Raw genomic sequence first — 26,839 nt, forward strand, 5'->3', positions numbered from 1 at the left:
GTATGTTTTTGCTTCATATTTGCCGCTATAGCAGCTTTAAATTATTTTCAAAAAAATGTTTTTGAGTTTGATTCAACTTCAGAAATCAGGGGTAAATTAAAAATAAGGCATTAGGCTAGTGTTTCCCCACTTCCTCCTCATGCCATATCATGGACCACTCCCGAAATTCGCCATGAACAGGTTTCGTTCCCCCGAACCTTGTCATGGCGAATTTATTTTGCGTTAAACTCCAACAAAAAACCCCATACAAAAAAAACGATCCCGCCCTGCTCCATCACAGCATATTCGCCATGAACCGAGCAAGATCAGAATCGTCTTCACTTCTACATGAATGTTCCATTACGCGTGTATATAGCCCGCTACGCCTGCTTGCTCAACATCACTCTAGCCTCCGTCTCCACAGCTTCGATCAACGTTGCTGCCTCCGGTTTCACTTTCGGCTCAGCTTGGCGCAGGTACACCACCCAATAGGCTGCAGCTACAAACAGAGCACCACCAGTCAGATTCCCGAGCCATACCGGAATAAAATTCATCACATATTGGCCCCACGAATAATGCCCTTCGAAGATTGCCGCCGGGATGAGGAACATATTGGCCACAACGTGCTGGAATCCAATCGCCACAAATGCCATCGTTGGAAACCAAATGCCCAGTACCTTGCCACTCATCGTATCGGATGCATAAGATAGCCACACGGCCAGTGCCACCAGCCAGTTACAGCCGATGCCAGAGATGAAAGCTTGCAGGAAGCCGTCATGCAGCTTATGTCCAGCCATATCCACCACTTTCGCCAGATATACACCCTCTCCGGTCAGACCCAGCACATGTCCAAACGCGTACGCGACAAACAAAGCTCCAACAAAATTACCAATCGTCACTAAGGTTAGATTTTTCAACATGCTACCCACGGATAATTTTCTTGCAATCGTAGCAAGTGGAACTGCCATCATGTTGCCCGTCAGCAGCTCGCCACCACCTATGAGCACCATGATTAGTCCCACCGGGAACACTGCTGCACCAATCAGATTAACCAGGCTTCCCCACTCTGCCGGCGCGGATGCAATCACCCGGATATCCAGTAGAAAACCCAGCGCGATAAATGCACCTGCCATGAAACTAAGCACCAATACAGAAGACACCGGATATTGGGCCTTCTTCATGCCTGTTTGCGCCGTATATTGTGCAACCTCAAGAGGTGTTTTTGCTGCCATATCATCCATCCTCTCCTTCATTGTTCATCATTGGATAAAACCATCTGAAATTCATTAGTTATGCGTTGAATACCTTATCTCAATTGTATCTTGGTACTGCGTGAAACTTTGTGCAAATTATCACAATGTTATTTAAAAAGATACTTTAAGAGTGTCTTGGTATAGTTAAGTCAGCAAGAGTATATAAGGCCTTTTGTAGCTAAAAAACCACAAAAAAAGACTGACGTTTAATCGCCAGTCTTCTTTTTGCTTATAATCGTCCGCCTTGTTTCGTATTCCTGGCAGTTATTGTACACCTTATATTACAGATAAGCATGACTTATCTTTGTATGGCGTTTATCAAGATCGCTGTTAAACCATCTATTCTGCTTCCTTACACCATTGCTGGTGCTTTTACTTCTATTGGAGGCAGTGCTTGCAGACCCGCCGTGTTCAGGAAGTTCCATGGTTTGTTGTAATGTGGCTGGAAGAAAAAGTCGATGAAGGCCAGCTCATCTACGGTCATGTTATTTTGGATGCAGACCGAGATCGTATTAATCGATTGGGTCAGATCAACCTGAGACATCACCTGTGCTCCTACGATCCGGCGAGTAGCCTGCTCATATACTACTTTGAGCAACAGTTTCTCAGCCGTTGGCATGAACTCCGGGCGGTAGCTGTCTTCCAGTACGACAGATTCAACAATCAGACCTTCATCAGCAGCAGACGTTTCCGTCATCCCGGTACCCGCGATATTTTGCTCATAAATTTTGATACCCGATGTTCCTTGCGTACCCATATACGGTGTCGTAGGACGAACCAGGTTACGGGCTACCAGTGTACCCATCCGCACGGCGTTGGTTGCCAGTGGAATGTAAGATGCTTTGCCTGTTGGGTTGTAATGAATAGCACAACTGTCACCCGCAGCGAAGACGTCTTTTTGACTCGTTTGCATGTATTTATCTACGATGATTGCGCCGTTTGGCAACATATCCACTTGGCCTTTAAGCAGCTCTGTATTTGGACGGAAACCAATGCACAGAATAACCAGATCGGTTTCAAACTCTCCTTTGGACGTAATCACCTTAGTCACTTTGCCATTCTCTCCAGTAAACTTCTGTACTGTTTGACCAAGAGCCAGCTTGATGCCGCGTCCAGTCAACGTATCTTCAATCGCATCCGTGAATTCAGGGTCCAGGTATTTGTTCAAAATCCGGTCCACACTGTCGATTAGGGTAACTTCCTTGCCATTCATTTGAAAAGCTTCCACCAGCTCTACGCCGATATATCCTGCACCTACAACAGTAACACGTTTGGCATCTTTGGCTTTTTCAATAATCGTGTTGGAATGATTGTAGTTTTTACAAAGTAAGATGTTATCCATCTCGATGCCTTCAAGCTTTGGAACGACAGGCCATGACCCGGTTGTCACGATCAGTTTGTCAAACGTATCTTCAAATTCTTCCCCGGTTTGCAGGTTTTTAGCCTGAAGGGTATGGCCCTTGGCATCGACTGCTGTAACTTCATGAAGCATCTTGGTCTCAACACCAAGCTCTGCCAGCTGATTAGGCGAAGAATAGAACAAACCGTCAGGGTCTTTCACAACCCCACCTACGTAGAGCGCAATGCCACAAGATAGGAAGGAGATATTGTCATTGCGCTCATACACGGTGATGGTAGCATCCGGGTACAATTTGGCGGTATTTACGATGGCTGCGGTCCCTGCGTGTGTACATCCGATAACTGCGATTTTCATTAAAAGTTCCTCCTCGAAATATATAAATGAGTTTGAATATAATGTTATTGTGGTTGTGAAATATTTCACTTCTTATTCGAAACTGTCTATGTGATTTATTTCACTTTATACACTCATTATAATGTGATCTTTTTCACATTGCAATAGGTTGTGCAAAAAAAGTTTGTCGAAGGAGGTCATTTCCCTGTATTTAAGCCTTTCTTCCCTTCATTGTATTGATTTCATTGTCCCCGGATTTGGGTGGGTTTATGCTATGTAATGGCTTCCGTAATCCCTGCATCGGCGCATAAAGTTAGAGGTGTCTATGGAGCCAACGCCTCCTGTGAAGAGAATAAAGCCACGTATATAAAATAACCAAAGAAGCCCATCCTTGCTTATGCAAGAACAGGCTTCTCAAACGCTCATGGTTTAACCGAGCAATTTCTCGATATCTGCAATCATTGTCTCCGGAGATTCTTTCGGTTCAACACGACCTACCACTTCACCTTCACGGTTAACAAGGAACTTGGTGAAGTTCCATTGGATGTCGCTTGTTTCGCCTACGCCAGGTTGTTGCTCCTTCAGGTATTGGAACAGGGGATGAGTGTCCTCACCATTCACATCTACCTTGGCAAACACCGGGAAATTCACACCATAGTTAATCTGGCAAAATGATTCCGCTTCCTCACTTGTACCTGGCTCCTGCCCTCCAAACTGGTTACAAGGGAAACCCAGTACAACCAAGCCTTGATCGCGATAACGATCATAAAGCTTTTGCAATTCACCGTATTGCGGGGTCAGCCCACACTTGCTGGCTGTATTGGCAATGACCAATACCTTACCTTGATACAGATCCAGTGAGACTTCCTGGTTCGCGGTGGTTACCGCCTGATATGAATATACGGACATGACTGATTCCTCCCATGACATATGTTGGTTTGGGCTGTTGCGAGCACGTTGGCATAACCAATGAACTCACAGCCTGTCCTATTATTATAGACCTGATCCAATGCGATTACCAAATCCCGGGTCTATACGTTCCCTTTGCTCCCATGCGTTGCAAATTCCCCATGAATGCAAAAGAGCCGCCTGCGATAGCGCACAGCGGCTTCATTCTATAATGTAAGGACCACATATGGCCCAATTTATTAACTTCCTGTCGCTTGAACACGTGGTTCTGTCCGTCCTCCAGCATGAACCATCGCACTGTTCATGACCATCTGCTCTGGCGTCTTCGATTGCTGGCGTTCGCCTGCAAGAGCGTAAGGCAAGCAGAGCGGTACACCGGAACGCGGATCAATCACGATATCTGCTTCAATGTTGAATACTTCACGAAGCACATCCGAGTTCATGACTTCCACAGGTGAACCATGAGCAATGGCTTTACCTTTTTTGATACCAATCATGTGATGTGCGTAGCGGGAAGCATGATTCAAGTCATGCACAACCATAACAATGGTACGGTTGGCTGTGGCATTCAGTTGCTCCAGTAATTGCAATACTTCGAGCTGGTGAGCCATATCCAGGAACGTAGTCGGCTCGTCCAGGAAAAGGATATCTGTTTCTTGTGCAAGTGCCATGGCGATCCAGGCACGTTGACGCTGTCCACCGGACAGTTGATCAATCGGACGATCATGGAATTCAGTCATGGCTGTCACTTCGATAGCCCATTCAATCATACGTTTGTCTTCCGCACGCATGGAGCCAAATCCTTTTTGATAAGGAAAGCGACCATACGATACCAGTTCAGTAACGGTAAGACCTTCAGGGGCTGTTGGATTCTGTGGCAAAATCGCAAGTTGCTTGGCAACTTCACGCGTGGACTGTTTATGGATGGACTTCCCGTCGAGCAATACATTACCTGCTTTTGGAGCCATAATACGTGCCATCGTTTTCAGGATGGTTGACTTCCCTGAACCATTGGCTCCAACAAGTGCTGTAATTTTTCCTTGGGGAATCTGAATATTCAGATCCTCTACAATTAGTCTTTCCTCATAAGCGATATCCAGCTTGGTCGTCTCCAGACGAAACATGCGATCATCCCTCTCTCATTTATCCCGGTTATGTAATCCGGCTATGACAACAAAAACGAAATTGTAATTCTGTGTATTTCCGACGCAAATATCTTCTACACTAAAGATACTGATAATCATTATCATTTGTCAACATAAAAAACCAAATTTTCTTCTCTTTTCGTGCTTTATTTGGTCTTTCTCTAGCAGAAATCCCGCTCTTTTCCCAAGTACACATGAGATCTTTTATCATTCATTCCGCGCACTTTATCACTTCTGACTGTCTTTTAAACTCTTGAATCGCAAATTTTGTGTCTGAATTGTGAATGTGTGAGTTTTTTTCATGCAATGGCTGTATAAATTGAACTAAAGGATAGTTACACTAGCCACTCCGATGACAGAACAACCTTCTGATCGCTGTTATCCCCAGATTTTTTCATCCTTTTTTAGTGGGTACCATCCGGGGATAAAGGCGAACGTTTCACTTCTTCAGGGTATTTCTGCCCTCTCCGTTTTTGTGTAAATGTTAGTTCAATATATTCATCCGCCATATCAAATAAAAAAAGATGACCTTGAAATCTAAAGTTCAAGGTCATCTCACATACGTTCGTTTAATAAGGTATGAAGCCAGCATTTTTCCTTATTGGATCAAAAGACACTTAATGAATCTATGCAACACGCTCAAATAATATGATTTACAGCTTAATTAGGCTGCGGCATCAATTGGATCACTGTCATATTGCCCTGCGTACTCTTCACACTGACAATGCTCTCGGCATCCATATTCGCCGGAAGATCGATCTGCAATCCATACGGATAGAGACGATCTACCTCTCCAATAGACATCTGTGCAGGATTGTTCGCATCCGCATCCTGTTCATTGGATACAGATGTGTCAGGTGATGTGGAACCAGTAACTTGATCTGCATCCGTACCTTGATCCGTGTCTCCACTCGCAGCATTAGACGATCCATTCGTCCCTGTATCCGTTGTTGTATCGGTAGCAGGATCTGAAGTGGAATCACCAGATGTTGAAGGATCGGCCTGTTGATCGCCATCCTCCGTCTGCTCTGTGTTCCCCGCGTTTCCCGCTGATGAGCCATCCTTGCTCCCTTCGGAAGTACTTCCTGAACTACTATTGGAAGGAACTTGGTTATCTGGCTCCTCGTTCCGATTAAAACTCTCCCACTTTCCTGTAGTAACCAACTCCTGAGTACTATCATCCTTCATCGTCAACTGAAGTTTGCCTTGTTCAAACTCAGTGCTTCCCGTATCGTTCCTGAAACGGATCACCAGTTGAGCAGGTGATTGCGTACCCTCCTGTTCACTCGCAGGAATCATATAAGCAATCTGCTCCGAGAGCTGCACCTCAGGTTCAGCCGGTATGACAGGCTCCTGGGTAGATGGAGGGGATGCCGCTGGCGGCTCTACAGAATCTTTCATCCATGCATATGTACCGCCCGCAATACCAAGAACCAGCATCAAGAGGATTAATCCGAACAGATTTTTCCTTTTACCCGTTAGCATCCGCACCAGTGGAGAGGACAATTCCGTCTTCGCACGGTCATAGACCGGCTTCATTGTCTTGCTGGCTCTCACGTAATACGGTTTGAAAGCTGACTTCGACTTAAAAGCTTCACGGTCATGGGCTTTGAAATACGCCATGATCGCATCCGCATATCCTTTATGCACATTGGAACCCCGGACAAACATCCGATGATCTCCTGACCATTCGAAGAATGGATACAGTCCTTCAGCACGACTTGCATTGGTGCGGATGAATTCAATCAGGCCGGGATAATCCAACCGATTGCTGCCGCTTCCTCCCCGATAAAAAGCCATCGGTAAAGCTTCATATGCTGCGATCCCCGGATGAGCCTGCAGCTCTCCGGCAAGCCAGCGACGCGTCCAGCGTTGAAGTTCATTGCGTTCTGCCAGGGAAAGTGCCTCCAATGCCTCTTCTTCATTCCCCTCGCCACTAAGCCACACTCTCGCAGCCAGCATCATGTTCGTTCGAGCAGATACATCAGAACCTTGACGTGCCGCCCAATCCCGAACCTCATTACCATGCTGCAAAATATCAATGCTTAACAGCTGTTCACGGTTAACCCGTTCCAGATCCAGATCCTGAATCATAAACAGGTTAATGACATAAGCAAGCTTGTCTGCAAGGCGGGTTAACTCCTCCTGATACGCCGGATCTTGACTGGCAGACCGAGATCCCCCTTTGCGATTAGGGCGGGCTGTAGCTTCCGATTGACCAATTCGTGCCGTAATGCCTGTATCATAAGTGACATCAGCGGATACCCGATCCAGTATACTAACACGCTGGAGGGCTTCATTCGCAGACTGTACCGGATTAGGCGCAGAACATAACCGTTCACGCAGCTCATTGGCTGTCCGCTCCTGCAAGAAGCTGTAGTGGATCGCAGATGGATGGGACGTAACCCATCTTCGGATCACTTCAACAACGTTCGCTGCCGATTCCGTGCGTTTCAGCTGATTGTCCAGATAAGGCTCGAACAACAGCTTGGTAAGCGATTCATTGGCCAGCACTTTATCAAAGAAAGCTTGATTCAGCTGCGGATCCCGATCCAGCACAGCATACAATTCCTGCACAGCACGCATACGCTTCTGGGCGCGAGCATTATTCACACCGTAGATGAAATAGTCCACAATCCGGGATTGCACCACGGGCGCGGCAACACTGAAATACTCTCCAATGCGAGCTGCGACGTCTTCTTCGGGTACGTTCTCACGCTTCACGCTGTCCAGTTCCCTGCTGAGCAAGGTCAGGAACAGCTCGTTCAGACGGGAACGTTGCTGTAATCCACCATCCGGCTTCAAATAGGTCAGCAAGCCACTCAGGACATGACTTTTGTTATCCAAATACAGGTCTTCCATGCCTTGTTCAAGACCATAGAACACCGCAAGTTCGCCATACGCTTCAATGGAAAGTTCCCGACCAGGCTCCATGCCGGACAGCATCTCATCCGCAAATGTATAGAACGCATCCGCCGCACCAGGTTCCTGCAATAAAGCCCAGGCGAATTCCGCATAAGGTAACTTCGCCACAGATGCATCCGCATGTGTCACTCTGCCGGATACCAGATCAAAGGTGAAATCCTTCTCCGTATTCCGGTCTTTCGGACGTAACGTCCCCCGCTCTACAAACTGGACGTGAATGCCCTTCTTGGCCTGTGGCTCCTTGGCAAACGTCATGAATCCCAGTTGCCGCCGGAATGCGTATGGTAAAGCCGTGTACAGCAAACGTAGCAATCCTTTGGCCCCTGCGGTCACTTCCTCTGCGGGAAGGTCCAGCGCAATGTATACTTTTCTGCGTGTCGCTACAGACTGCATTACCGCATAGAGCAGGCGCTTGAACAGCACTTCGTTCATCTTCAAGGCGCTCAGCACTTGGATTGGTGATCCTACGCCAGCATCGGTCGCCCCACCCTGTCCGCTCCTAGATGATATAGGCAATTCAGCAAGTGCTGGCAGAACTGTACCTTGTTCGATGTCATAGGACGTGGCAAACACGGCATCCAGCCAGCCGCCTTGTTTCATCTGCTCTTCCGAGCGTTCGGGAGACAAGACGTAATTATGTGCAAAAAAGGCACTGCGCAGCCCGGTGAAATCCGCAGACTGGTACACATTTTGGCCAAGAATCGTCTCTCCACTCTCCAGATGAAGCAGGTGAATGGAAGCCGGAAACTTCGTCTCGTCCTTCTCGCTACGGCCTGTTAGCTCCGCTGGAGCGTCATAGACACAGTAGGGGTGAAGCACTTTTTTGATAAAAGAAGGGTCCAGTCCCGGCGATGCCGCAACCGTATCAAACCCCTCTGTTGTGCGAAACACCCCGCGCCGCTCTCGGGTATACAGCTGCTGTTCAATGGGCGGGGTTACGGAAGAACGCATCATCCCACTCTCCCCTCAATGTACTTCAGCTTGTACAATAGCCATAAGAAGGGTTCATCCACGCGAATCGGACTAACCACACCCTGCAATTTCATATCCACCGGATTGCTGCCCAGCGCAGAGACTGCGAAATAGGCTGTATCCTTGAAGTACACATCCATCGTGCCCTTGAACGGGCGGTCCACCTTCTCGATAAAGCGGCGGATCTCCCCATCGATATTCTCGAACTCGGTTAAGTCGAACCAATCGCGGTGAACCATGTTGCGGAAGACGTTACTGTTGGATTTGATATAATCCCCCTCTTCATCCTTGAGGGAATGCAGCATGTCGCTTTTGGTGAGCACAACAGCTGTGGGAATATTCGTTTTGGCTTTGTCCTGATACGCGATAAAATCTCCAAACATCGTCAGCACCACGTCGCGTGGCTCATCGTATCGTGGTGTCCACTCTCCCGGCTCGTTGCCCAGGTTAATGCGGATTTTGTCCCGAATCGAACGAATCTGAAGCGGGTCCACCATGAACAGGATACCTGCCGAGTTCTTGATGTGCTGCCCGTGAAGTCCGAGATAATCCTGCTCCACCATACCTTCACCCGCAACGTCAAAGAATACCAGTGTCAGCGGCGCTTTATCTTCGTCCTTGAACACAAACTGGAAGATAAACGGCTCCTGCAACTTTTCCTTCTGTGTGGAATCCAGCAGATCGCCCCGTTCAAACAACGGTTCTTCATAATCCGCACGGAACCGGCGGCTGATCTCCGCATTCAATGGCATGCAAGCCGCGTCAAAATGATCAGCCGTATAATGCTGCAATGTATGAATTAATGAAGTCATGTAGACGGATTTCCCCACCTGGGATGCACCGATAATGGAAATGATATTGCTGGGTGCTTTACCTGCCGTAACAGGTAGCTCGTTATGACATTGCGGACACAACCGGCGGCGTGTAACGACACCATACCGATCGTTCAGCCCCATCACGATGTTATCGGAATAAATACGGTGTTCCTCCGGTACATCATGCGGAGCCAATACGGCCTCCATATCAAATACCGTGTCAAGTCCGAACCTTTCGCGATACCGATTCAACTTTGCATCTTCCCCGAGTGCGTAGTCCTCATCATCATCGCGGTGATGGGCGGCGCGGAACACTACCTCTTCCGGTGAAAACTTACTGAAACAATAAGGGCACACAATATCATAAAACAGCGGACGTTCCTCCGGCTGTTGTCTCTTCAAAAACCGACTAAAAAAGCTCATAGCCACTCCCCTCCCCTGATCAGTCAGACTAAGGTGATTTACACTTGCACTACGATGACAGAGTAACATTCCAATCGCTAGTCCAACTATCTAGTCTGATATAAGCCGATAGGCGGCTCCATATTTCGGTCCGTCCGTGAAGAATAATCGCACATAATCATCCTTGGCAACTTCAACGGGCGGCATCTCATTTCTTCCGGGAGCAAAATCACTCACAAAAGGATACACCGTACCATCTTCCTTATTCAGCGGTACCCCGCCCTGCTTGCGAACATAACAGAGGGCTTCCTTCGGAACAGGCACCTCCGCTGTGACGGTGATCAATACACTTTTTCGTTTCTGAAAAAAGCCGCTCTTGTAGCGAATGGAAAAGCGAATATCCGCTTTCCCTGCGCTTGCAATCACCATGTTGTCTTCATCTCGTTGACGGATCAGCACAGGCCCGTCTTCCTGCATCTGACACACATACACCGTGTACTTGATGGCACCAAAACCTGTGATCCGATCCGTGTAACCATTGCTCGCCTTATATTCCTCTCTTGTGTACAGCTTCAGCTTGCCCTGTGCAAGCTCTTCCCTGGTACGATCATCGCTCATCATATCCAGCTCCAGCCGTTCCACATACACAGCTTCTACCCGTTCCGGCCAGAGCCAGCGAAGTGTACAACACCCTTCGTCCACCGCAAGTGTCAGTTTTCGAATCAAGGGTGTCGAAGGGTCTGCATCCGTAAACCGCATTCCATTGGCCTCCCGACGTTAGAATCCTTTGCTGCGTGTATCTCTTGGTCTTTGACCAAACCCTTCGGCAGAAGAAGTTCCGCCGCCAGCTTCACGACGACCCCGGCTCTTCCGCGGCGTGTTCTCCTTAATCGGAACAATCCAGGAGAAGAGGGTCAACACGCCAGACAAAATTAGTATCGCACCGAGTCGTACAAATGTATCACCCACGTTCGAGCCGTCGAGTCCCCATTCCAGCAGAAGCCCTGCCAGTAGACCCGACACCGCACCACCAATACCGAAGCTTAACGCAAGGTGACGGTTATCGAATACGAGTCCGAGTGATACACCTAGTGCCACTCCAATCAGCAGAACGGCTGCAACACGGAAAATCGCCAGATAAACGCTATGTTCCATCATACCTGTACGCTCCGTCACCAGCGTCCGTTCATCGATCGTATCGTAGATCTGCTGGAATGCCAGATTCAGACCACCGGAATCCGGTACATCATAGTACATGCCACCCGTTTGCTGGGCAATATTACGCAGCAGATCCGTACCCGATGGGTCCACCAGGCTTAGGCCCACCGTATTAATAGAAATCTGTTCATTGGTATATAGGGACAAAATATCTGCCGTATCCGCTTCACTGAAGCCATCGGATAACAAGATGACGACCGTACCACGTTTCGGGTCCTGTTTGCCCTGAATCTGTTCCATGCCTTCCCGCAGCACGGCATCAAAATTGGTGCCGCCCGAAGTTGTGACAATACCATCGATTTTGCTATAAACCTCATTCTTGGCCGCTTCACTATCCAGCGCAATAAACGGTTGCAATAACTGCGGCTGGTCATCAAACGTAATGACAGCTACCTGTTTGTCACTCTCCATTTGGCTGATCAGTGTCTTGGCTGCTTCAAAGCGTCCGTTATCCGGATCTGTCTCGCTCATGCTGCCCGAGTTGTCGATCATCAGTACGATGTCCTTCACTTGCTTCACACCGCCCGGATTGATCTGATACAACAATTGCAGAGCGAGTCCAACAACAAATAACAGAGCCAGCGTTGCCGGAACAAGCAATTTCCACGACAGTCCCAGATATCGAAGCTTCCATGATGCTCCATTCAGCTTGGGTGAGATCATCTCTGCGATCAAACAGAATAACCCCACACTCAGCGCCAGTACGCCAAAGTATAAGCCCATCAGCAACAGACGCGGCATTTCCCCAAGCCATTGACGCAGCATGATTTCCCCTGCCGCAAAGCCCACTGCCCCGCCAATCAGGCTGAACAGGACCAGGAGAAGATTGATTTTTCGCTGCATGTCCACATGCATCCTTTCCATACCAGCCGTAAGCAGGCTGAGTTAATACAAGATTGTAGCAGGGTGTCATGACACAGCCAGACATCTTAACGGATGGGTGACAACTTTTCCGCCAGACCTGCGGGGTGAAGTTCATATCCATTCTCCGTGTACGAGTCATAATATACCTTGCCGTTCCGATACACCATGAGATCCTCCAGATGGAAACCTCCCATCAGATTGAGCTTCTCCACACCACTGCTGCGTTCCTCGTACACCACACCCAGCTTGTAGATGCGTGACGTCTCTTCGGCATGCGCCGCGTAGTCCATGAAAGCACTATGATGGTCACCAAAGAAATACTTCTCTTCATACCGATGTTCCTGCGTATAATCGAATACCCGTACCCGAACAACTGCCTGATCCTCCAGCGTGTGGTATAACCTGCGGAACAGATCATCCCGGGTCAATACGTCTTTGTCTCCGTAGGCAATCGTTACATTGGCCCGCTGCAACAGCTCTTCTTCAAATGGCAATCGCAATGGCTCGGCCGTAAGTAGCAACGAGTGACATACCTCCATCAACCGTTTCAGCAGACGGTCATCGCCTTCCGTTGCAAGGCGGTTCATATCTCCCATATACCGGTCCTCAAACCATACGTCCCGTCCGCGCTTGGCTTCCAGGTCGGTGATTAGCTCTTCCGTCACTTTGCCGTAGTATTCCATCACGTTCTGGCCGATGTATTCATCCGCAGCGGCGATACTTTGGGCAGCCGTTTCTCGCAGTGTACGTTCCAACGCTTCAAGGGCTGCTGTCACGTGGCGACTATACCGGTGAAGCTCTTCCATCTCCGTATCGTAGATGCGCAGCAGATGTAATTCGTTTTCCAGTCGCAGCAAGTCTACCTTGGGTACATACACTCGCTCCAGCATGCAGTCAATCAGATTGCGTACATTCTGTTTATCACGGAACAACGTTCGTTTGAACGACTGATCTTCCACTCGCTCTTGCTGACGTTGTTCCAGCAGAGCACGTGCCGATTCAAGTTGCATCGATTTATCCCGAATCAGTCCAAGCAGCGCTTCACGTACACTGCCAGGCTCACCGTCACTCCAGGCTGCCCACTGGAAGTAACCAACCTCTGGATGCTCCGCGCGGGATTGTTCGGCCTGACGGCGCAGAGAGCCGGTAGAACTGCGCTCGCGCACACGCTCTTCAACAAGACGGACGACGTTATCACGGAAGTACGCTTCAGCGCCTTGTCCGAACAACGCTCTCTCCGCTTCACGAAGCGAGAGCGGCTTCAGATCGGAGAAACTGACGTTATGCGTCATGATGCCACTCATGCCACTAACCAGATCTTCACTCGGCAGCAGGCCTTCAACTTTACGTTCCACCGAGGCCGCGTCCAGTCCGAAGAAAGCGAGCTTGTCCTTGATGCTCCAATCCGGCTCCTGCCGCATGCGTGCGAGCAGATACCGATACATGTGATATAACACCGCCAGTGCTATCGGCTTGTTTGGCCGCCTGATCTCGGCAAAACCCGCACTTGCATAACCATGCTGATCAGAGGTGGTGCGAATATTGTTTTTGAAGGATGTATTGTTGTATGTGTTCGCTCCCGTGCTTGAAACGCTACCCGAGTGATTTGCATCCTGCTTCCGGTTCTTCAACAGGCAGATCCGGCAGATGATCTCGGCATTTTCGATCCAGCCACCGGGAACGCCGGTTCCACGCTCATTTTTGTCGGACAACAGATATACAAGATCATACAACGGGGACGCGTGATGTGTAACGGGAATGGAGATCCCATCCTCCGTCACCAGCAGATTACCGCTGAACGTGTAGTCCAGCGACTGCATATAATCCAGCTCCCGTAGAAAAGCAAGGCCTGCTGCGCTGGCATATCCAAAGGAATCCACCTGTTCCATCTCGCTGACCAATACATGCAGATCCGTTTGCACCGACTTGAAGGCTTGGGACAAAATGATCTCCGTCAGCTTGGTGAGCTCTGGCAACAATACATTCAGCGGATCATCCGCCCTGGTTACCACCGTAACGTAAATCCGATCAAATGACGAGTACAGCCGTCCATATTCGGCAATCCGGTTACTTACCCGACGAAGCGTACGATTCAGATCAAAGAGCGCCTGATCCGATTCGTGGAAACTGCGATGTACATCCTTACGCCGTGTTTTGGACGGTCGCTCCGTCTGCCCAGCGAACAGAGGCAAGCAGTGACGAGTCACCTGACCGTCATCGGACGAGCCACCAGTCCTCGTTTCACCCGAACCCGCTTCCTGATCTTCTGTCCCAATCTGAACGTAGACCACACCGTCTCCGTTATCCCATTTCAGCCGATTGATCTCCTGCACAGCAGACACGGCAGGTGCAACCAGATCACCCACGAAAAGGAACAAAGCCGGGTAATGGATACTGCTGCGTCCATCCCCCAGGCTGCCTTGACGCTCCTGCTCTATTGCATACTGTGCTGCATACTTCTCCAGATCTCGCTTCAGGGTATTGTTCGAATTGAACTCCATCCCGGTCACCATCTTACTTCAGCCTTCTGCGAATGTCGTTCAGCTTGGACGACATCGTTCTGTAGAACTGATAGATATCTTCTCCGTTAGCCAGTTCTACCCGCTCATATTCCAGACGATCACGTGATTCCATGAACAGCGCAGCCAGATCATCCAGCTTTGTCAGCAGTGGGGTGATATCCTCTGAAGCCGTGAGATCGTTATCGCGGCGGGAGGCTTTGCGCAGCAATGTACTACGATCCTTCTCCGCCAGACCGCGGAAGTTGCCAAACACTTCATACTCGGCAAAGTTACGGCTCTTCATCAGGTTTGCGAACGGCTCCCATGCGTCTTCTTCCGGGTCACGGTCATAGACGTAGAGCGCACCTTTTTTGACGATGGTGTCAGTATATAACGCTTCGATGAAGCGGTCATACCACTGCTCTTCGTCTTGGTACTGGGCAAGAATGCCTTCGAGTTCCGCAACTTTGGCCGAGATGGCATTCATCTTTGCCAGTTCCTCTCGTACACGTGTGATTAGCTGCGGGGAGCGTACCAGGTTTTCTTTGGCCATATCTTCATTAATACTTCCGAAAATATCCTTAACTCCTACACGTGGCAACCCTTCCGATTGCAGACGTTTCAGCTCAATCACCGCCCGCTTCACTTCGCCGAGGTTCGGCGTGGTGGACGTCAGACGCATGTCGTAGGCTCCCAGTTTGGCAGACAAATCAAACGCTTCTGTTGTCACAATCGCATACCGATTGCTTGTATTCTCATCAATGGATTTGGCTGTCACGATATTGTATCCGAGTGCCTGTACGAATTCGTTACGCACACGGGCGTTATACTGCTTCACACGGGCGTTCTCGTACACATCTCCCCATGATTTCTCCGGAATCGGAGACGGCAGATAGGTCCAGTTGTTTTTCTCCGTTTGCACCAAGTGACGACCAATGCCTTCTTTGTCCAAAATGGTACGTTCATAACTTTCCTCATATACTTTGAGCGGTGTATACACAAAGAGCGGTACCCCGTTTCGTGTGTTCAGCCAGAAGATCCGGTTACGCACTTCACTTTCCTTGACGGTAAAATGAGACTTGCCCACCGCATTGTTCTGATAATTACGAATCCCTTTCAGAATGCCCGGCGCCTGTGCCGGTACCGATACAAATCCCCATGAAGGGAAATGCAGACTGCCCGTACTGTTGCTCAGATTAAACACCGGAACAGCCTCGTCGTCCAGCTTGCCGGCAATAAAACGCTCCACGAATTTCTCGACCGACTCATCCTGACCGTATTTGATCACCAGGAAATCTTCCATGGAACGGGTAATCAGATCACCGAATTTCTCACTCAGGAAGTCGGAGATGGAACTGACGATATCAATCTCGTTCTCTTTCACCCACTGGCTGGAGTTTTCCAGCAATTCACGGGAGAAGTCGCGGATCAGATCATCTGTATCACGCTTATCCAACAGCCCGTCCACCACACTGACGATATCCGGTACACTTACAACGTTCCAGTAATATGTTTTGTTGCCTTTGTGATCGGCTTGTTCTTCGCCGCGTGTCAGCAGGTCACCGTTCTTGGCAAATATCGAGCTAAGGGCATTCAGCGTTTCGGTAAATACGTTATAAATGCGGCTGTTTTCCTGGTTCAGCAACTCATACAGATCTTCATAGAACTCGATCATCTGATCGTTACGTTCCACGTCGGCGTGCAGCCAGTACTCATGAATTTTTGCTTCAATATAAGCATTCTTTTTCTTCTCTTTGGAGACAAAAGCACTCTTTGCATCGCCCAACTTCTCTTCGGACTGCTCCTGAGCTGCTTCAATATCACGCGGAATGCGGAAGGCATTCTCACGCAGGGTTTCGATGTACGACTGAATCATCTTCAGTACACAGAATCCTTTTTCCGTATATATCAGACGAGATACATAGAACGGACCTTGTTCGGGATGCAAAAACATACGCCGGATCTGTTCGGTGAACTGACCGGCAATCTCACCCGGCAGCTGTTTCTTCGCCTTAATATATTCCTCGCGGGCACGCGCCAGGAAGTTCTGTTCCAGTTCGGTGTCCATATTCACAACCTGTGATTTCACCACGTTGCCATAGGATAAGCGCTCGCTGTTCTGGTAACCAGGCAGCGGCTCTGGCACGCGCGCTTCAAAGGACTTGACCACACTTTCGAGATCAATGCCCAGCTTGCGGGCAAACTTCTCGGTATCCTCCTGGTTCGGTGCTTTGGAGAACATGGTGTTCATTTTGTCGAACATGCGATATGCCAGATACGTGGTCATCTCTTCAATCGGCAGTACAGCCGAAGATGCACCAATGATGTTGTAATCATAGTTAGCCGGGTACACCTTGTTCATCTGTGCGATGTTGGTTCGAATGTTGCTGATATAGTCATGGATCGCGAACTCCTCACCCGACTGCTTCTCCTCACTTGCCATGAAGTTGGTAATGTTCTCGGCCGTGACGTTCATGCAGTAATCGTAGGCGTTCTCCAGCAGTTTGCCCTCGGTATTCGTCGCAGAGATCAGATGACACAGGTTAAATGGCGGCAGTGGTGAGTTAACGGTTAAAATATTGCCGTACTTCTGTGTAAACCGCTCACCGCGGCTATCCACGTTCATCCAGTAATCCAACTCTTTGAGCGCAGCATATCCGTTCTTGCGAATGTATTCGCGCGTGTGTTCGCTCAAGCTTTTGTTGGACAGGTTCACGTCTGGTGTGAACAGGTAGCCCAGCGTATTCACGCGGTCAATCCCGGCAGAGCCATGATCCCGTTCGATAATGCCGCGCACGATATAGGAAATATCGAGGAAACAGCCACTGCCTGTACCGCCGGACAGACCTGTCAGCAGGAACACCATCAGTTTTTTATTGGTGCCTACGGATAAGGTTTTAATCTTTTTGTCGATAGCCTGCACGACCTGATTAATTTTTGTGAACAAGAGCAGACGTCCAGCCTGACGCACACCTGCGGCGCCGTTCATGCCGTCCGTGATGCTCAGTTCGGGAGACAGCCAGTCCGTAATATACGGTTCCAGCACGCTGCGGTTCTGTAGAAGCCCGCCGATCTCGGCATTGGACAGCAAAACGAATTCATTGATCGGATCAAGTCCGATTCCTTTATACTTTTTGGCACGATCCTGTTCGTTTGTCTCAAAAGCCAGAAACTCCACATTGTCCGGCTTGTCCATTTTTTTCTTGGATACCGGGTCCTGTGGCAGCTTGAAACGACGGTTGATCTGATATTTGAGACGCAACAGTGCGTCAATTCCCGTTCCCCCCAGACCAATAATCAGAATGGGGTTATCAATTGTATCAACTCTGATCTTCTCACTGACAATACCTCCGCCAAGTGATACATCCAGTTGCTGAATATGTTCTCTAACAATCGGTTTCATTCCATGTCCTCCTTTGATTAACAAAGTTGGAACTACAACTTCATTACACTTGCCACTCCGATGACAGAATAACCTTCCGATCGCTGTTATCCCCAGATTTTTTCAATTCACTTTTACAAAGTGAAAATCCGGGGATAAAGGCGAACGCTTCCGCTTCTTCACGTTATTTCCGTCCTCTGCGTTCTCGTGTAAACAGTTGGTCCCAAATTTTATTGGCATTCCTTTTAAACCAAACAATCAATTTAAATCAAATAATCCTTCACACCAGATACTCAATTAAAATGGTCTTGTCCGCCTGTTGCAGCGGGATGCTCAGTCGGTCACCGTTCTTCAGTTCAACGCCTGAGCTTGCATCGACTGCACGACCGGATTTCTCCAGCGTACCGCCTGCGGTGTTACGAATTATAATTCGATCGCCATTGCTGGGCGTAAATACATATTTTTCGGTTTCCTTCAGCTCAGGGTCCAGCTGCAATAACTGGTGCAGATGGAATCGGCCCCGGAAGGATACCAGCTTTTTATATTGTGGATATGACTTGTCGCCCGTGTTCTCATCACGAATCTCAACGATCATCTGACCGACAAAGCCCCGGTTTTTGCGTTTCAGCCAACCCATCAGGAACCAGACACCAACACCGACCACAATCAGGGCTACAACACCCAGAATGACAGGTAACCAAGGGAACGGCTTGTCTTGTTCACCGCCTGGCGTGGTCGGTTGAGCACCGCTTCCGGTTGCTCCGCCTGCATTAATCGTGATTGGCGCACTTTCACGGTAGAAGCTGTCTTCTTCCGCACGGATGACCAATTCATAGTTATGTTTGTCCGGTACTTCAAACGTTCCGGCAAAACCAGAACCTGTATTGTCCAGGGGTTGTTCTTCACTCTTGCCTGTATCCACATCTTTCACGACCAGCGTGGCTTTCATATCTGCATACAGATCATTATCCTGAAGTGGCTGACCGCCATTCTCCAGTTTGGCCGCAAGATCAACCTTGTCCCCTTTGGTATAGGACTTGGTCTTAATTGGGTCCACAACGAGCTGAAGATCATAGTTGAACAACAGGTTGATATCGATGCTGTCTTTCGGAGCCCCTTTTACCCGAAGTTTCCAGTCTCCTTCTTGGGGTTTCAACAGCTTCACGAGTGAATAACTCTTCGACGTTGAGAGCTTGGCTGCGTCCGAGTTCAGGTCAACGGCTTGTCCGGAAGGGTCTGTCAATTGCACTTCCACCGGCTTCGAGGACATGATCGAAATATTTGCTTCCAGCACACTGTCATTTGGCACGTTCACGGTAACTTCCTGATAACTGCCGTTTCCTGTTACAGAGGGCAGCTTCACCACATTGAGTTTGGCATGGTCAGCGAAGATCTCACTCAGAATTTGTGGCAGATCATCCGGCGTATCGGTAATGAATGATTTACCTCCAGTCTGCTGAGCCAGGTCTGCGAGTGCATCCTTGTTCAGCTTGCCATCCGCGTTCAGTCCAATCGTATATACCGGGATACCCTGATCCTGTGCTTCCTTCACGGATTTCGCCAGATCAGCGTCGGATTGTGCCTGTGTACGGCCTTTGGTTTTGTTAAAGTCATTGTTGCCATCCGCCAGCAGCACGATCATCGGTGAGTGGGATGGGTCTGCACCATGATTCAGTATGTTGACGGCTTCGGCGACACCAACTGAGACATCGGTATATGGCCCCCGGCCGAGCTGATCAATAAAATCTTTTAGGCTGCTCTTGTCCGCATCGGACTGAATCTCCAGCATAGCCTTTTCCCGCTCCACCTGATCGGTATAAGCGACAATCCCTACCTTGTCACCCTGGACGGGCAGCATATCAATAAACATTTTCATGGCTTCATTACTGATCTTGTCACGGTCACTTGTATTCATCGAATTACTTACATCGGCTACAAGTACCGCATCGATTCCGCTCGTCTGTGCCTGAGCCGCTGCAGCTTGTGGCAGCAACGCTTGAGGTAGCAGTAGCGTTAGAATTGCCAGCAGAACCATCGTTCCGCTGAGCCAGCGTATTTTGCGTGTCCGCAGCATTGGGTGTACTCCTTCACGTTTGAGATTAAAATGGGAATAGTTTATTATAGGCGTCAAGCCTTAAGGAAATCTTAACAGTCTACTAACAAATTCTGAAAAGCACCCCTATCTTGAGTTACAGTTTTGTAATGACTGACAAAAATCGACGATTTCATGCCTTGAACTGGCACAAAAGTACCAACTATGGAAATATGATATAGTTATTGCCAGCAAACTGCAATATAACAGCGCTTGTTCACCAAGCCATAGAAGGGAACGAATTATGGTTACATACGGATGCCTCGCCATATTGTTTCTTTTTGTCATCATAAAGGTAATTACACTCCAGCTTCATCGGCGGAAACCGGTCTCCCGCGAAGACACGGATCGTACCCTCTACACTATTCTGAATGGTGAGCGTGATTCAGCATGAGTACTAAACTAGTTGTATCCATACGACCATTTCAACGAACGACATATGCCTATGAAAAGTTGCAAGTCTGCACCCGTTGTGGACAGTATACCTGCCTGTGGGAAGAGGAGTGCACGGCCTGTGGCCGGGGTACCCTGAATTCCGTTCAGGCGAAGGCGACTTCCCGTGTGAAACGTCGGATTGCACGCGACTTGTTCATTACGGTATTGTTCGGTGCAGCTGCTACCTATTTTGGTGAGACCATAGATCAGACCATGGCGGCAGCCAGCGTTTCCCTGCTGCTTCTGGCCTTACTGATCTTCATGCAGAAACGTTCATTCGAGGTAGAGCAGCAGCGCGAGTTGAAGCGCACGTTGCAACAGGATGAGGAACTCATCCGCCAGGGTATTAACCGCAACTGGGCTCTGGTCGCCGAAGCTCGAAAGCAGGATGAAGCACTTGCCTATGAGATGCTCCGCGAGATCGGCTCACTCGTCTACAATGACCGGATTCGACTGCAACAGGTTGCGCTGTTACAATCCTTTGTCCTACGCAGTGATATGGATCTGCAGCTCAAGCCCTTGCTGTTAAGCAGCTTCGAGCGGCTGCTGGCTGAATATATCGGTGAGATTGCTCGGCTTAAGCCGGATTTGATTCGTGAAGATGCGATTCGTTATATCGCAACCTATGAAGTGAACATTTTACAGCTCCACAATGGAATTCAGATTCTTACAGCCGTAGCTGCTGCTGCCGTGCGCAAGAGCAAATATATTGAGTTATTCCCTAGTCTTATTACCCGCTACGCCCGCTTTATGCCCAAGGATCGCTTCATGAGACTTTATCACACGATTGAACGCTATCCGAGCAAGGCACGAGGGGGATTGGCAGAGTCGGTAGGTCGGGTGTATAACGAGAAATATCGGGATCAATACGCAGATGTTCAGCTGTAGGGATGATATATTGAGAAAGAAAAACGTAGTTTAGTGCAAACTCACTCCCTGTATATAGACGAATGCAATTTCATCCACCCCTGCATGCAAGTCAGCACCAAAGATCGAAGGTTATGATTCTAATGATATAAGAATTAATCCAAAAACACCCCATCCTTAGGTCTAGGATGAGGTGTTTTGAATTTTATGGCAGTCTGCTAAGTGCTATGCGAAGTACACGGACAAAATGAAAAACTAGATGGGGAATACCCAATGGCATTTCCCATAAAATGAAGCAGGCGCGCAAACAGGCACTCGCAGATGACAAAAAGAATAAGCGGAAATGATCATCTGTCCTGGTGAAAAAAGGGCCGCGACGTGGTTCCGTCGCGACCCTTGATCTGACGGTTCGGTACATGTGTACCCGAACCCTCTCATATGTGCCATGCCAACGCTGTGGCATGGCATGGTGCCTGCGCAAGTGCGGCTATATCGCCGCTTGCGTCAAGGCTTTACCGTCCGCGACGAGAATCGCGACGGTCGCCCTTCGCCAGTCCGCGTCCTGCGGATTCCGGACGGCGAGAGCCTTCGCTGCTGCGCCCGGAGCTGCGCTTGTCGGCGCTACGTCCAGCCCAGCCGCTGCTAGCTGCACCGCGTCCGCCTTGACCCGCTGCACTGCGACTGCTGTCGCTGCTGCGCGCGGAACCACGACCTGCGCTGCGCTCGTCGCCACTGCGACCCGCACCGCGTCCACCTTGGCCTGCTGCACCGCGACTGCTGTCGCTGCTGCGGCCACCGCTACGACCACCACTGCGGCCGCCTTCACTGCGTCCACCTTCGCCACCGCGGGAACCACGCCCCCCACGTCCGCCATCTCTGCGATCGTTACGGCCTGCACCGCGACGGGCACTGCCAGTTCCGGAAGAGCGTCCGCCTGAACGTTCGTCATCCCCTTGACTGTTGATGGAACGTCTAGCTGCTCCAGTTGAAGCAATTGGACCTTCGTTCGTCCACTGGATCCGGGACAGCTTCTGGTCGATACCTTGTTCAATACGTGCAAGTTCCGGTCTGTCGTGCTCTGTTGCAAACGTTACAGCAAGACCTGTACCGCCTGCACGGCCCGTACGACCAATCCGGTGAATATAACTTTCCGCATCATGCGGCATATCGTAGTTAAATACATGCGTTACACCTTCAACATCAAGTCCACGTGCAGCTACATCTGTAGCAACGAGTACTTGCAGTTTGGCATCGCGGAACGCTTTCATTACGTTCTCACGCTTGGATTGGGACAGATCTCCATGAAGTTCATCACTTGCATAACCTGCTTCACGCAGATCTTGGTTAAGCTTGGATGCACGACGCTTGGTCCGGCAGAAAATAATCGCCAAGTATGGGCGATACGTATCAATCATGCCGCGAAGCGCTTCTAATTTACCGCGATCCGTACATTCCAGCACCTGCTGGCGAATCTGTTTGATCGGGATAACAGATTGGGAAGACACTTTTACATCTTCCGGATCTTTCATGTAGGTCTTCGCCAGGTTGCGAATGCCCTTAGGCATCGTTGCTGAGAACAGCATTGTCTGACGTTTATGTGGCAGCTCACTAAGAATCGTTTCCACATCGTCCAGGAAGCCCATGTGCAACATTTGGTCGGCTTCATCCAGCACCAGTTTTTTCACATTATCAAGCTTCAACGTGCCACGGCGCAGGTGATCCAGGAGACGACCTGGTGTACCAATAACGATCTGGGTACCGTTCTGCAATTTACGCAGTTGCTTGTCTACATCCTGCCCGCCGTATACAGCAAGCACGTGCAGTTTATCGTCGTTTGCCGTGAGCTTCTTCGCTTCTTCCGTAATTTGCAGCGCAAGCTCACGCGTAGGCGCAATAATTAGCGCTTGCGGAGAACGGTCGGATACGTTAATTTTCTGAATAATCGGCAGCAAAAATGCCAGCGTTTTCCCTGTTCCTGTCTGTGCCTCGGCGATAATATCGCGTCCACCCAGCAGTACCGGAATCGAACGCTCCTGTACCGGAGTCGGCACGGCGATGCCCTGATGTTTCAGGATCTCGCACCATTCCGGGCGAATGCCCAGTTGTTCAAAGTTTGCCAATCGTTACACCTCTGTATATTCATTTAGATAAGTCCATTTCATAATGACTCAGTATCAGTATCTGCCATCAAGACTAGTTTTCCTTAGTTCAATCATGATTATGAAATGAATTTTTTAAAAAGCAATCCACTCGTTGCTCTTCTTCTCCATACCCTGTAGTTTACACGTTAGTCAAGCAAAACAAAAGGGGATACAGCGTTACACCCCCAACTTGTAGCACAAAATTCCAAGATCAGCGTAACTTGTATCGACCAAGTGAGTTTGGGGATGGTTTTGCGAGAGAGTGTGAGGTTGGTTTTGAGAGTAACTATAGGAGCCCCTCTGAGAATGATGATGAGTGGAGTAAGCTAAAGCGCTAGCCCGAAGTATGACCCTGACTCTGTAGAATGGGGGTGAGGATTGAACTGCACATGGTCAGGCGGAGGTTATAGCGGGCTACAGTGTCTGATGGCACTCCTTGAGAAAGATGTATTGGATCGTTATGTTCATAATCCTTGGATAGTTTAGAGATTTCGTTGAGATTGAGATAGCTGCTATGATTCTATAAATTGTTGTGAAGGTCATCCTAAAAACAGATCAAAAGGAAGTGATTTTGCAAAAGTTTCAGGAATTGAAAGGTACCTCACATAACTCCGTACATTGAGATCAAGATTCAAGATTTCTCGTGGTTCAAAAATAGCTCTAACGCTGAACCTCAAACGTACCACTGATTCTAACGAATCCAGGGCACCCTATTACGCCAATTAAAGCCGTTTGGATTTTCTAACGAACTCCAGTCACTTAATTACTCGGAAATACCCGCGAAACGACATCAGTATAGGTGGAATCAGCAAAATAAGATGTCTGAGATTCGTTAAAATAACGAAAACATGAAATACTCCCATATAAGACGTGCCAGGTTCGTTAGAGTTTACACACACTGAAGGACACAAGCTTGAGCACAATAACATCAGCTAGAGAAATAACAACATTTACTAGAACCAGAACACCAACTACAATAACTAGAACTAGGAACAACAACAACAACAACCACCAAAAACAATCAACACTACCTATACTTTTACTTTTACTTTTACTTTTACTTTTACTCCAACTACAACTTCTACTAGAACTACTACTACTACTACTACTACTACTTCGCAGTACAGACCACATTCTCTTATAAAAAAACAACGACGCCCTCTCCCCGAACTTACATTGGGGAAAAGTGCGCCGCTGATAAAAAGTATCTTTTTATGTTATCTACTTCATAGGGCTGTCGCATGTCTGCTCACCACTACTTTAGGACAGTAGCCCTTCACTGCTTGTTTAGATCCTTAATTCCAGATTTACTAAACCGTTCATTTTTCACCTTGTCTGCGTAACTACGTTTCGACATTGCACCTTTGTAAAAACAACCTTCGTCCAACCAAATTACGAACCGTGTCCGCCCGCTGTAGCAAACCCACTCCGTTCAAGAATACGGGAGCTTTCCTCGTTTAACCCGCGCAGGTGCACGGTTTTGCCAAGCTTCGCGTATTTGAACTTCACTTTGCCAATAGCCACAACCGCGGTATTATCCCAGATATGTGAGCCTCCAAAATCAATCGTGATCTCCTTCGGATCGGCCTCTGCATCGAACTCATCCACGAAGCGGGAGGAAGAACCAAAGAAGAACGGTCCGTGAACCCGGTATACTTTCTGCCCTTGTTCCTGGCTCGCCTGTACGCGGATCTTGGTCTGTTTCCAGCCAAAATGCAGTACACTGAGTACAACGCCGACCATAACCCCGATCGACAGATCGTGGGTATAGACCACAATCGCTACCGTCACGATCATGACAAAGGCTTCCGCCCGCGGCACGCGAGCAATATTTTTGATGGAACTCCAGTCGAATGTTCCGATGCACACCATAAACATTACACCGACGAGCGCACCCATCGGTACCTGTTTCACCACACCGCTAAACAGCAACAACAGGATCGCGAGAAACGCACCCGCAGTAAACGTGGATAATCTTCCACGTCCACCAGACTTCACATTAATGACCGACTGCCCAATCATCGCACAGCCGCCCATGCCGCCAAACAAACCATTCACAAAATTTGCGATACCCTGACCACGCACCTCACGATTCTTGCTGCTCTTGGTCTCGGTCATCTCATCCACGATAGTTGCGGTCAGTAGAGATTCCAGCAAACCAACCAGTGCCATAGTGAATGAATAAGGCAGCAGAATCATCAGCGTGTCCCAAGTCCATGCAATATTCGGCAAATGGAACATCGGCAGAGTGCTCGTTATATTCCCCATATTGCCGACCGTTCTTACATCCAGATGAAACACCACGGTAATAATCGTCATCACGATGATCGCAATCAGTGGAGCTGGAACGCCTTTGAAAAACCGTGGCAAAATGTAAACGATCGCCAGCGTGCCCGCTACCATCGCATACATGATCCAGTTCGCTCCCGTGAAGTGGGTTAACTGCGCCATAAAGATCAGTATAGCCAGTGCATTCACGAATCCGGTCAGTACCGAATGAGGCACAAACGTAATAAACCGCCCAACCTTGAATATGCCCAGTAGAAACTGGATAATGCCCGTCAAAATCGTAGCCGCAAAAAGATATTCCACGCCATAATCCTTGACGAGTCCAACCATTAGTACCGCCATGGCACCTGTTGCCGCCGAGATCATACCTGGTCTTCCACCAGCAATCGAGATCACAATCGCAATCGTAATCGAAGCGTACAACCCGACCATCGGATCGACACCGGCAATGATGGAGAAAGCAATGGCTTCCGGAATTAACGCCAGCGCTACCGTAATGCCTGCCAGCACGTCTCCGCGAATGTTGCCAAACCATTGTTGTTTTAAAGTATTCATATGTTCTTGCCGTTCCTCCTACGTGTATTCCTTATAATGGACAATCCTGCTGAAGCGTAACGGAAGCCGTTCACACTAACCAACTACCCAGGACAGCACAAAACAACGGATTCCTCTACGCGTCATTCGTATGCTCTTGCCTGAGTTACATCATTCTTCACCATCCGTATAACCTTGACGGGTTAATGAGCACTCATGTCTTTTCCGTTCCAGTGTGTACAGCTGGTATTCCATTACTGGCTTCAGTTTGTCTTACTCCTGCGACATCAGGAGCTGATCCTGATTCCCATAGGTTTTCCCCTCTCAGAAAAACCGGGTCCGTTAATGTACTGACCTATTATTATAGTCATAGGACTGGATATGTACTAACACAGTTAAGGCGAAAAAATAGAACCTTTTCTT

At 48.8% G+C, this 26,839-nt stretch carries 14 protein-coding genes; 1 reads left to right on the forward strand and 13 read right to left on the reverse strand.

Translation table 11 applies throughout. From position 1 onward, the window contains the following. Positions 1-359: 359 nt before the first annotated feature. From MHB85_RS28745 to MHB85_RS28795, 11 genes are all read right to left on the reverse strand, one after another. A complete protein-coding gene (locus MHB85_RS28745; RefSeq protein ID WP_105600206.1) occupies positions 360-1,211 on the reverse strand; it encodes a formate/nitrite transporter family protein in 852 nt (283 codons plus the stop codon). A gap of 373 nt (positions 1,212-1,584) precedes the next feature. Continuing rightward, positions 1,585-2,946: an FAD-dependent oxidoreductase gene (locus MHB85_RS28750; RefSeq protein WP_091012820.1), complete on the reverse strand. Its 1,362-nt coding sequence runs from the start codon at positions 2,944-2,946 to the stop codon at positions 1,585-1,587. Positions 2,947-3,354: 408 nt separating this feature from the next. Continuing rightward, a complete protein-coding gene (locus MHB85_RS28755; RefSeq protein ID WP_047840764.1) occupies positions 3,355-3,834 on the reverse strand; it encodes a glutathione peroxidase in 480 nt (159 codons plus the stop codon). A 239-nt stretch (positions 3,835-4,073) separates the two neighbouring features. Continuing rightward, the gene (locus tag MHB85_RS28760) at positions 4,074-4,958 is read right to left on the reverse strand and encodes an ABC transporter ATP-binding protein (protein WP_091012819.1); all 885 of its coding nucleotides are present in this window, start codon (positions 4,956-4,958) and stop codon (positions 4,074-4,076) included. 681 nt (positions 4,959-5,639) lie between these two features. Beyond that, positions 5,640-8,858 (reverse strand): GAP1-N2 domain-containing protein, encoded by a 3,219-nt coding sequence (locus tag MHB85_RS28765; protein ID WP_341074069.1) that lies wholly within the window; start codon positions 8,856-8,858, stop codon positions 5,640-5,642. Then, positions 8,855-10,114 carry a TRAFAC clade GTPase domain-containing protein gene (locus MHB85_RS28770; RefSeq protein ID WP_024632789.1) on the reverse strand — a complete coding sequence of 420 codons (1,260 nt, stop codon included), beginning with the start codon at positions 10,112-10,114 and terminating at the stop codon, positions 8,855-8,857. Before MHB85_RS28770 ends, MHB85_RS28765 begins: the two co-directional genes overlap by 4 nt. A gap of 90 nt (positions 10,115-10,204) precedes the next feature. Next, entirely contained in the window at positions 10,205-10,852 is a 648-nt protein-coding gene (locus tag MHB85_RS28775) for a beta-mannanase (RefSeq protein WP_341074072.1), read from the reverse strand. 18 nt (positions 10,853-10,870) lie between these two features. Continuing rightward, entirely contained in the window at positions 10,871-12,154 is a 1,284-nt protein-coding gene (locus tag MHB85_RS28780; RefSeq protein ID WP_192134900.1) for a vWA domain-containing protein, read from the reverse strand. 86 nt (positions 12,155-12,240) lie between these two features. Continuing rightward, a complete protein-coding gene (locus tag MHB85_RS28785; protein ID WP_341074073.1) occupies positions 12,241-14,688 on the reverse strand; it encodes a transcription initiation factor TFIID in 2,448 nt (815 codons plus the stop codon). 1 nt (position 14,689) lies between these two features. Beyond that, positions 14,690-18,079 (reverse strand): tubulin-like doman-containing protein, encoded by a 3,390-nt coding sequence (locus MHB85_RS28790; protein WP_341074074.1) that lies wholly within the window; start codon positions 18,077-18,079, stop codon positions 14,690-14,692. A gap of 259 nt (positions 18,080-18,338) precedes the next feature. Further along, on the reverse strand, positions 18,339-20,132 hold the full coding sequence (locus MHB85_RS28795) for a vWA domain-containing protein (protein ID WP_341074075.1): 1,794 nt from the start codon (positions 20,130-20,132) through the stop codon (positions 18,339-18,341). 408 nt (positions 20,133-20,540) lie between these two features. Between MHB85_RS28795 and MHB85_RS28800 the strand changes: the two genes are divergently transcribed. Next, positions 20,541-21,473 carry a hypothetical protein gene (locus tag MHB85_RS28800; protein ID WP_341074077.1) on the forward strand — a complete coding sequence of 311 codons (933 nt, stop codon included), beginning with the start codon at positions 20,541-20,543 and terminating at the stop codon, positions 21,471-21,473. 491 nt (positions 21,474-21,964) lie between these two features. Here the strand turns inward: MHB85_RS28800 and MHB85_RS28805 are convergent, their stop codons facing one another. Together MHB85_RS28805 and MHB85_RS28810 are read right to left on the reverse strand one after the other, a co-directional pair. After that, a complete protein-coding gene (locus MHB85_RS28805) occupies positions 21,965-23,572 on the reverse strand; it encodes a DEAD/DEAH box helicase (protein ID WP_341074078.1) in 1,608 nt (535 codons plus the stop codon). 1,413 nt (positions 23,573-24,985) lie between these two features. After that, positions 24,986-26,437 carry a SulP family inorganic anion transporter gene (locus MHB85_RS28810; protein WP_341074079.1) on the reverse strand — a complete coding sequence of 484 codons (1,452 nt, stop codon included), beginning with the start codon at positions 26,435-26,437 and terminating at the stop codon, positions 24,986-24,988. Between the last annotated feature and the right edge of the window lie 402 nt (positions 26,438-26,839).

The sequence above is a fragment of the Paenibacillus sp. FSL K6-4396 genome (assembly GCF_038002525.1).
Lineage (GTDB): Bacteria > Bacillota > Bacilli > Paenibacillales > Paenibacillaceae > Paenibacillus > Paenibacillus amylolyticus_B.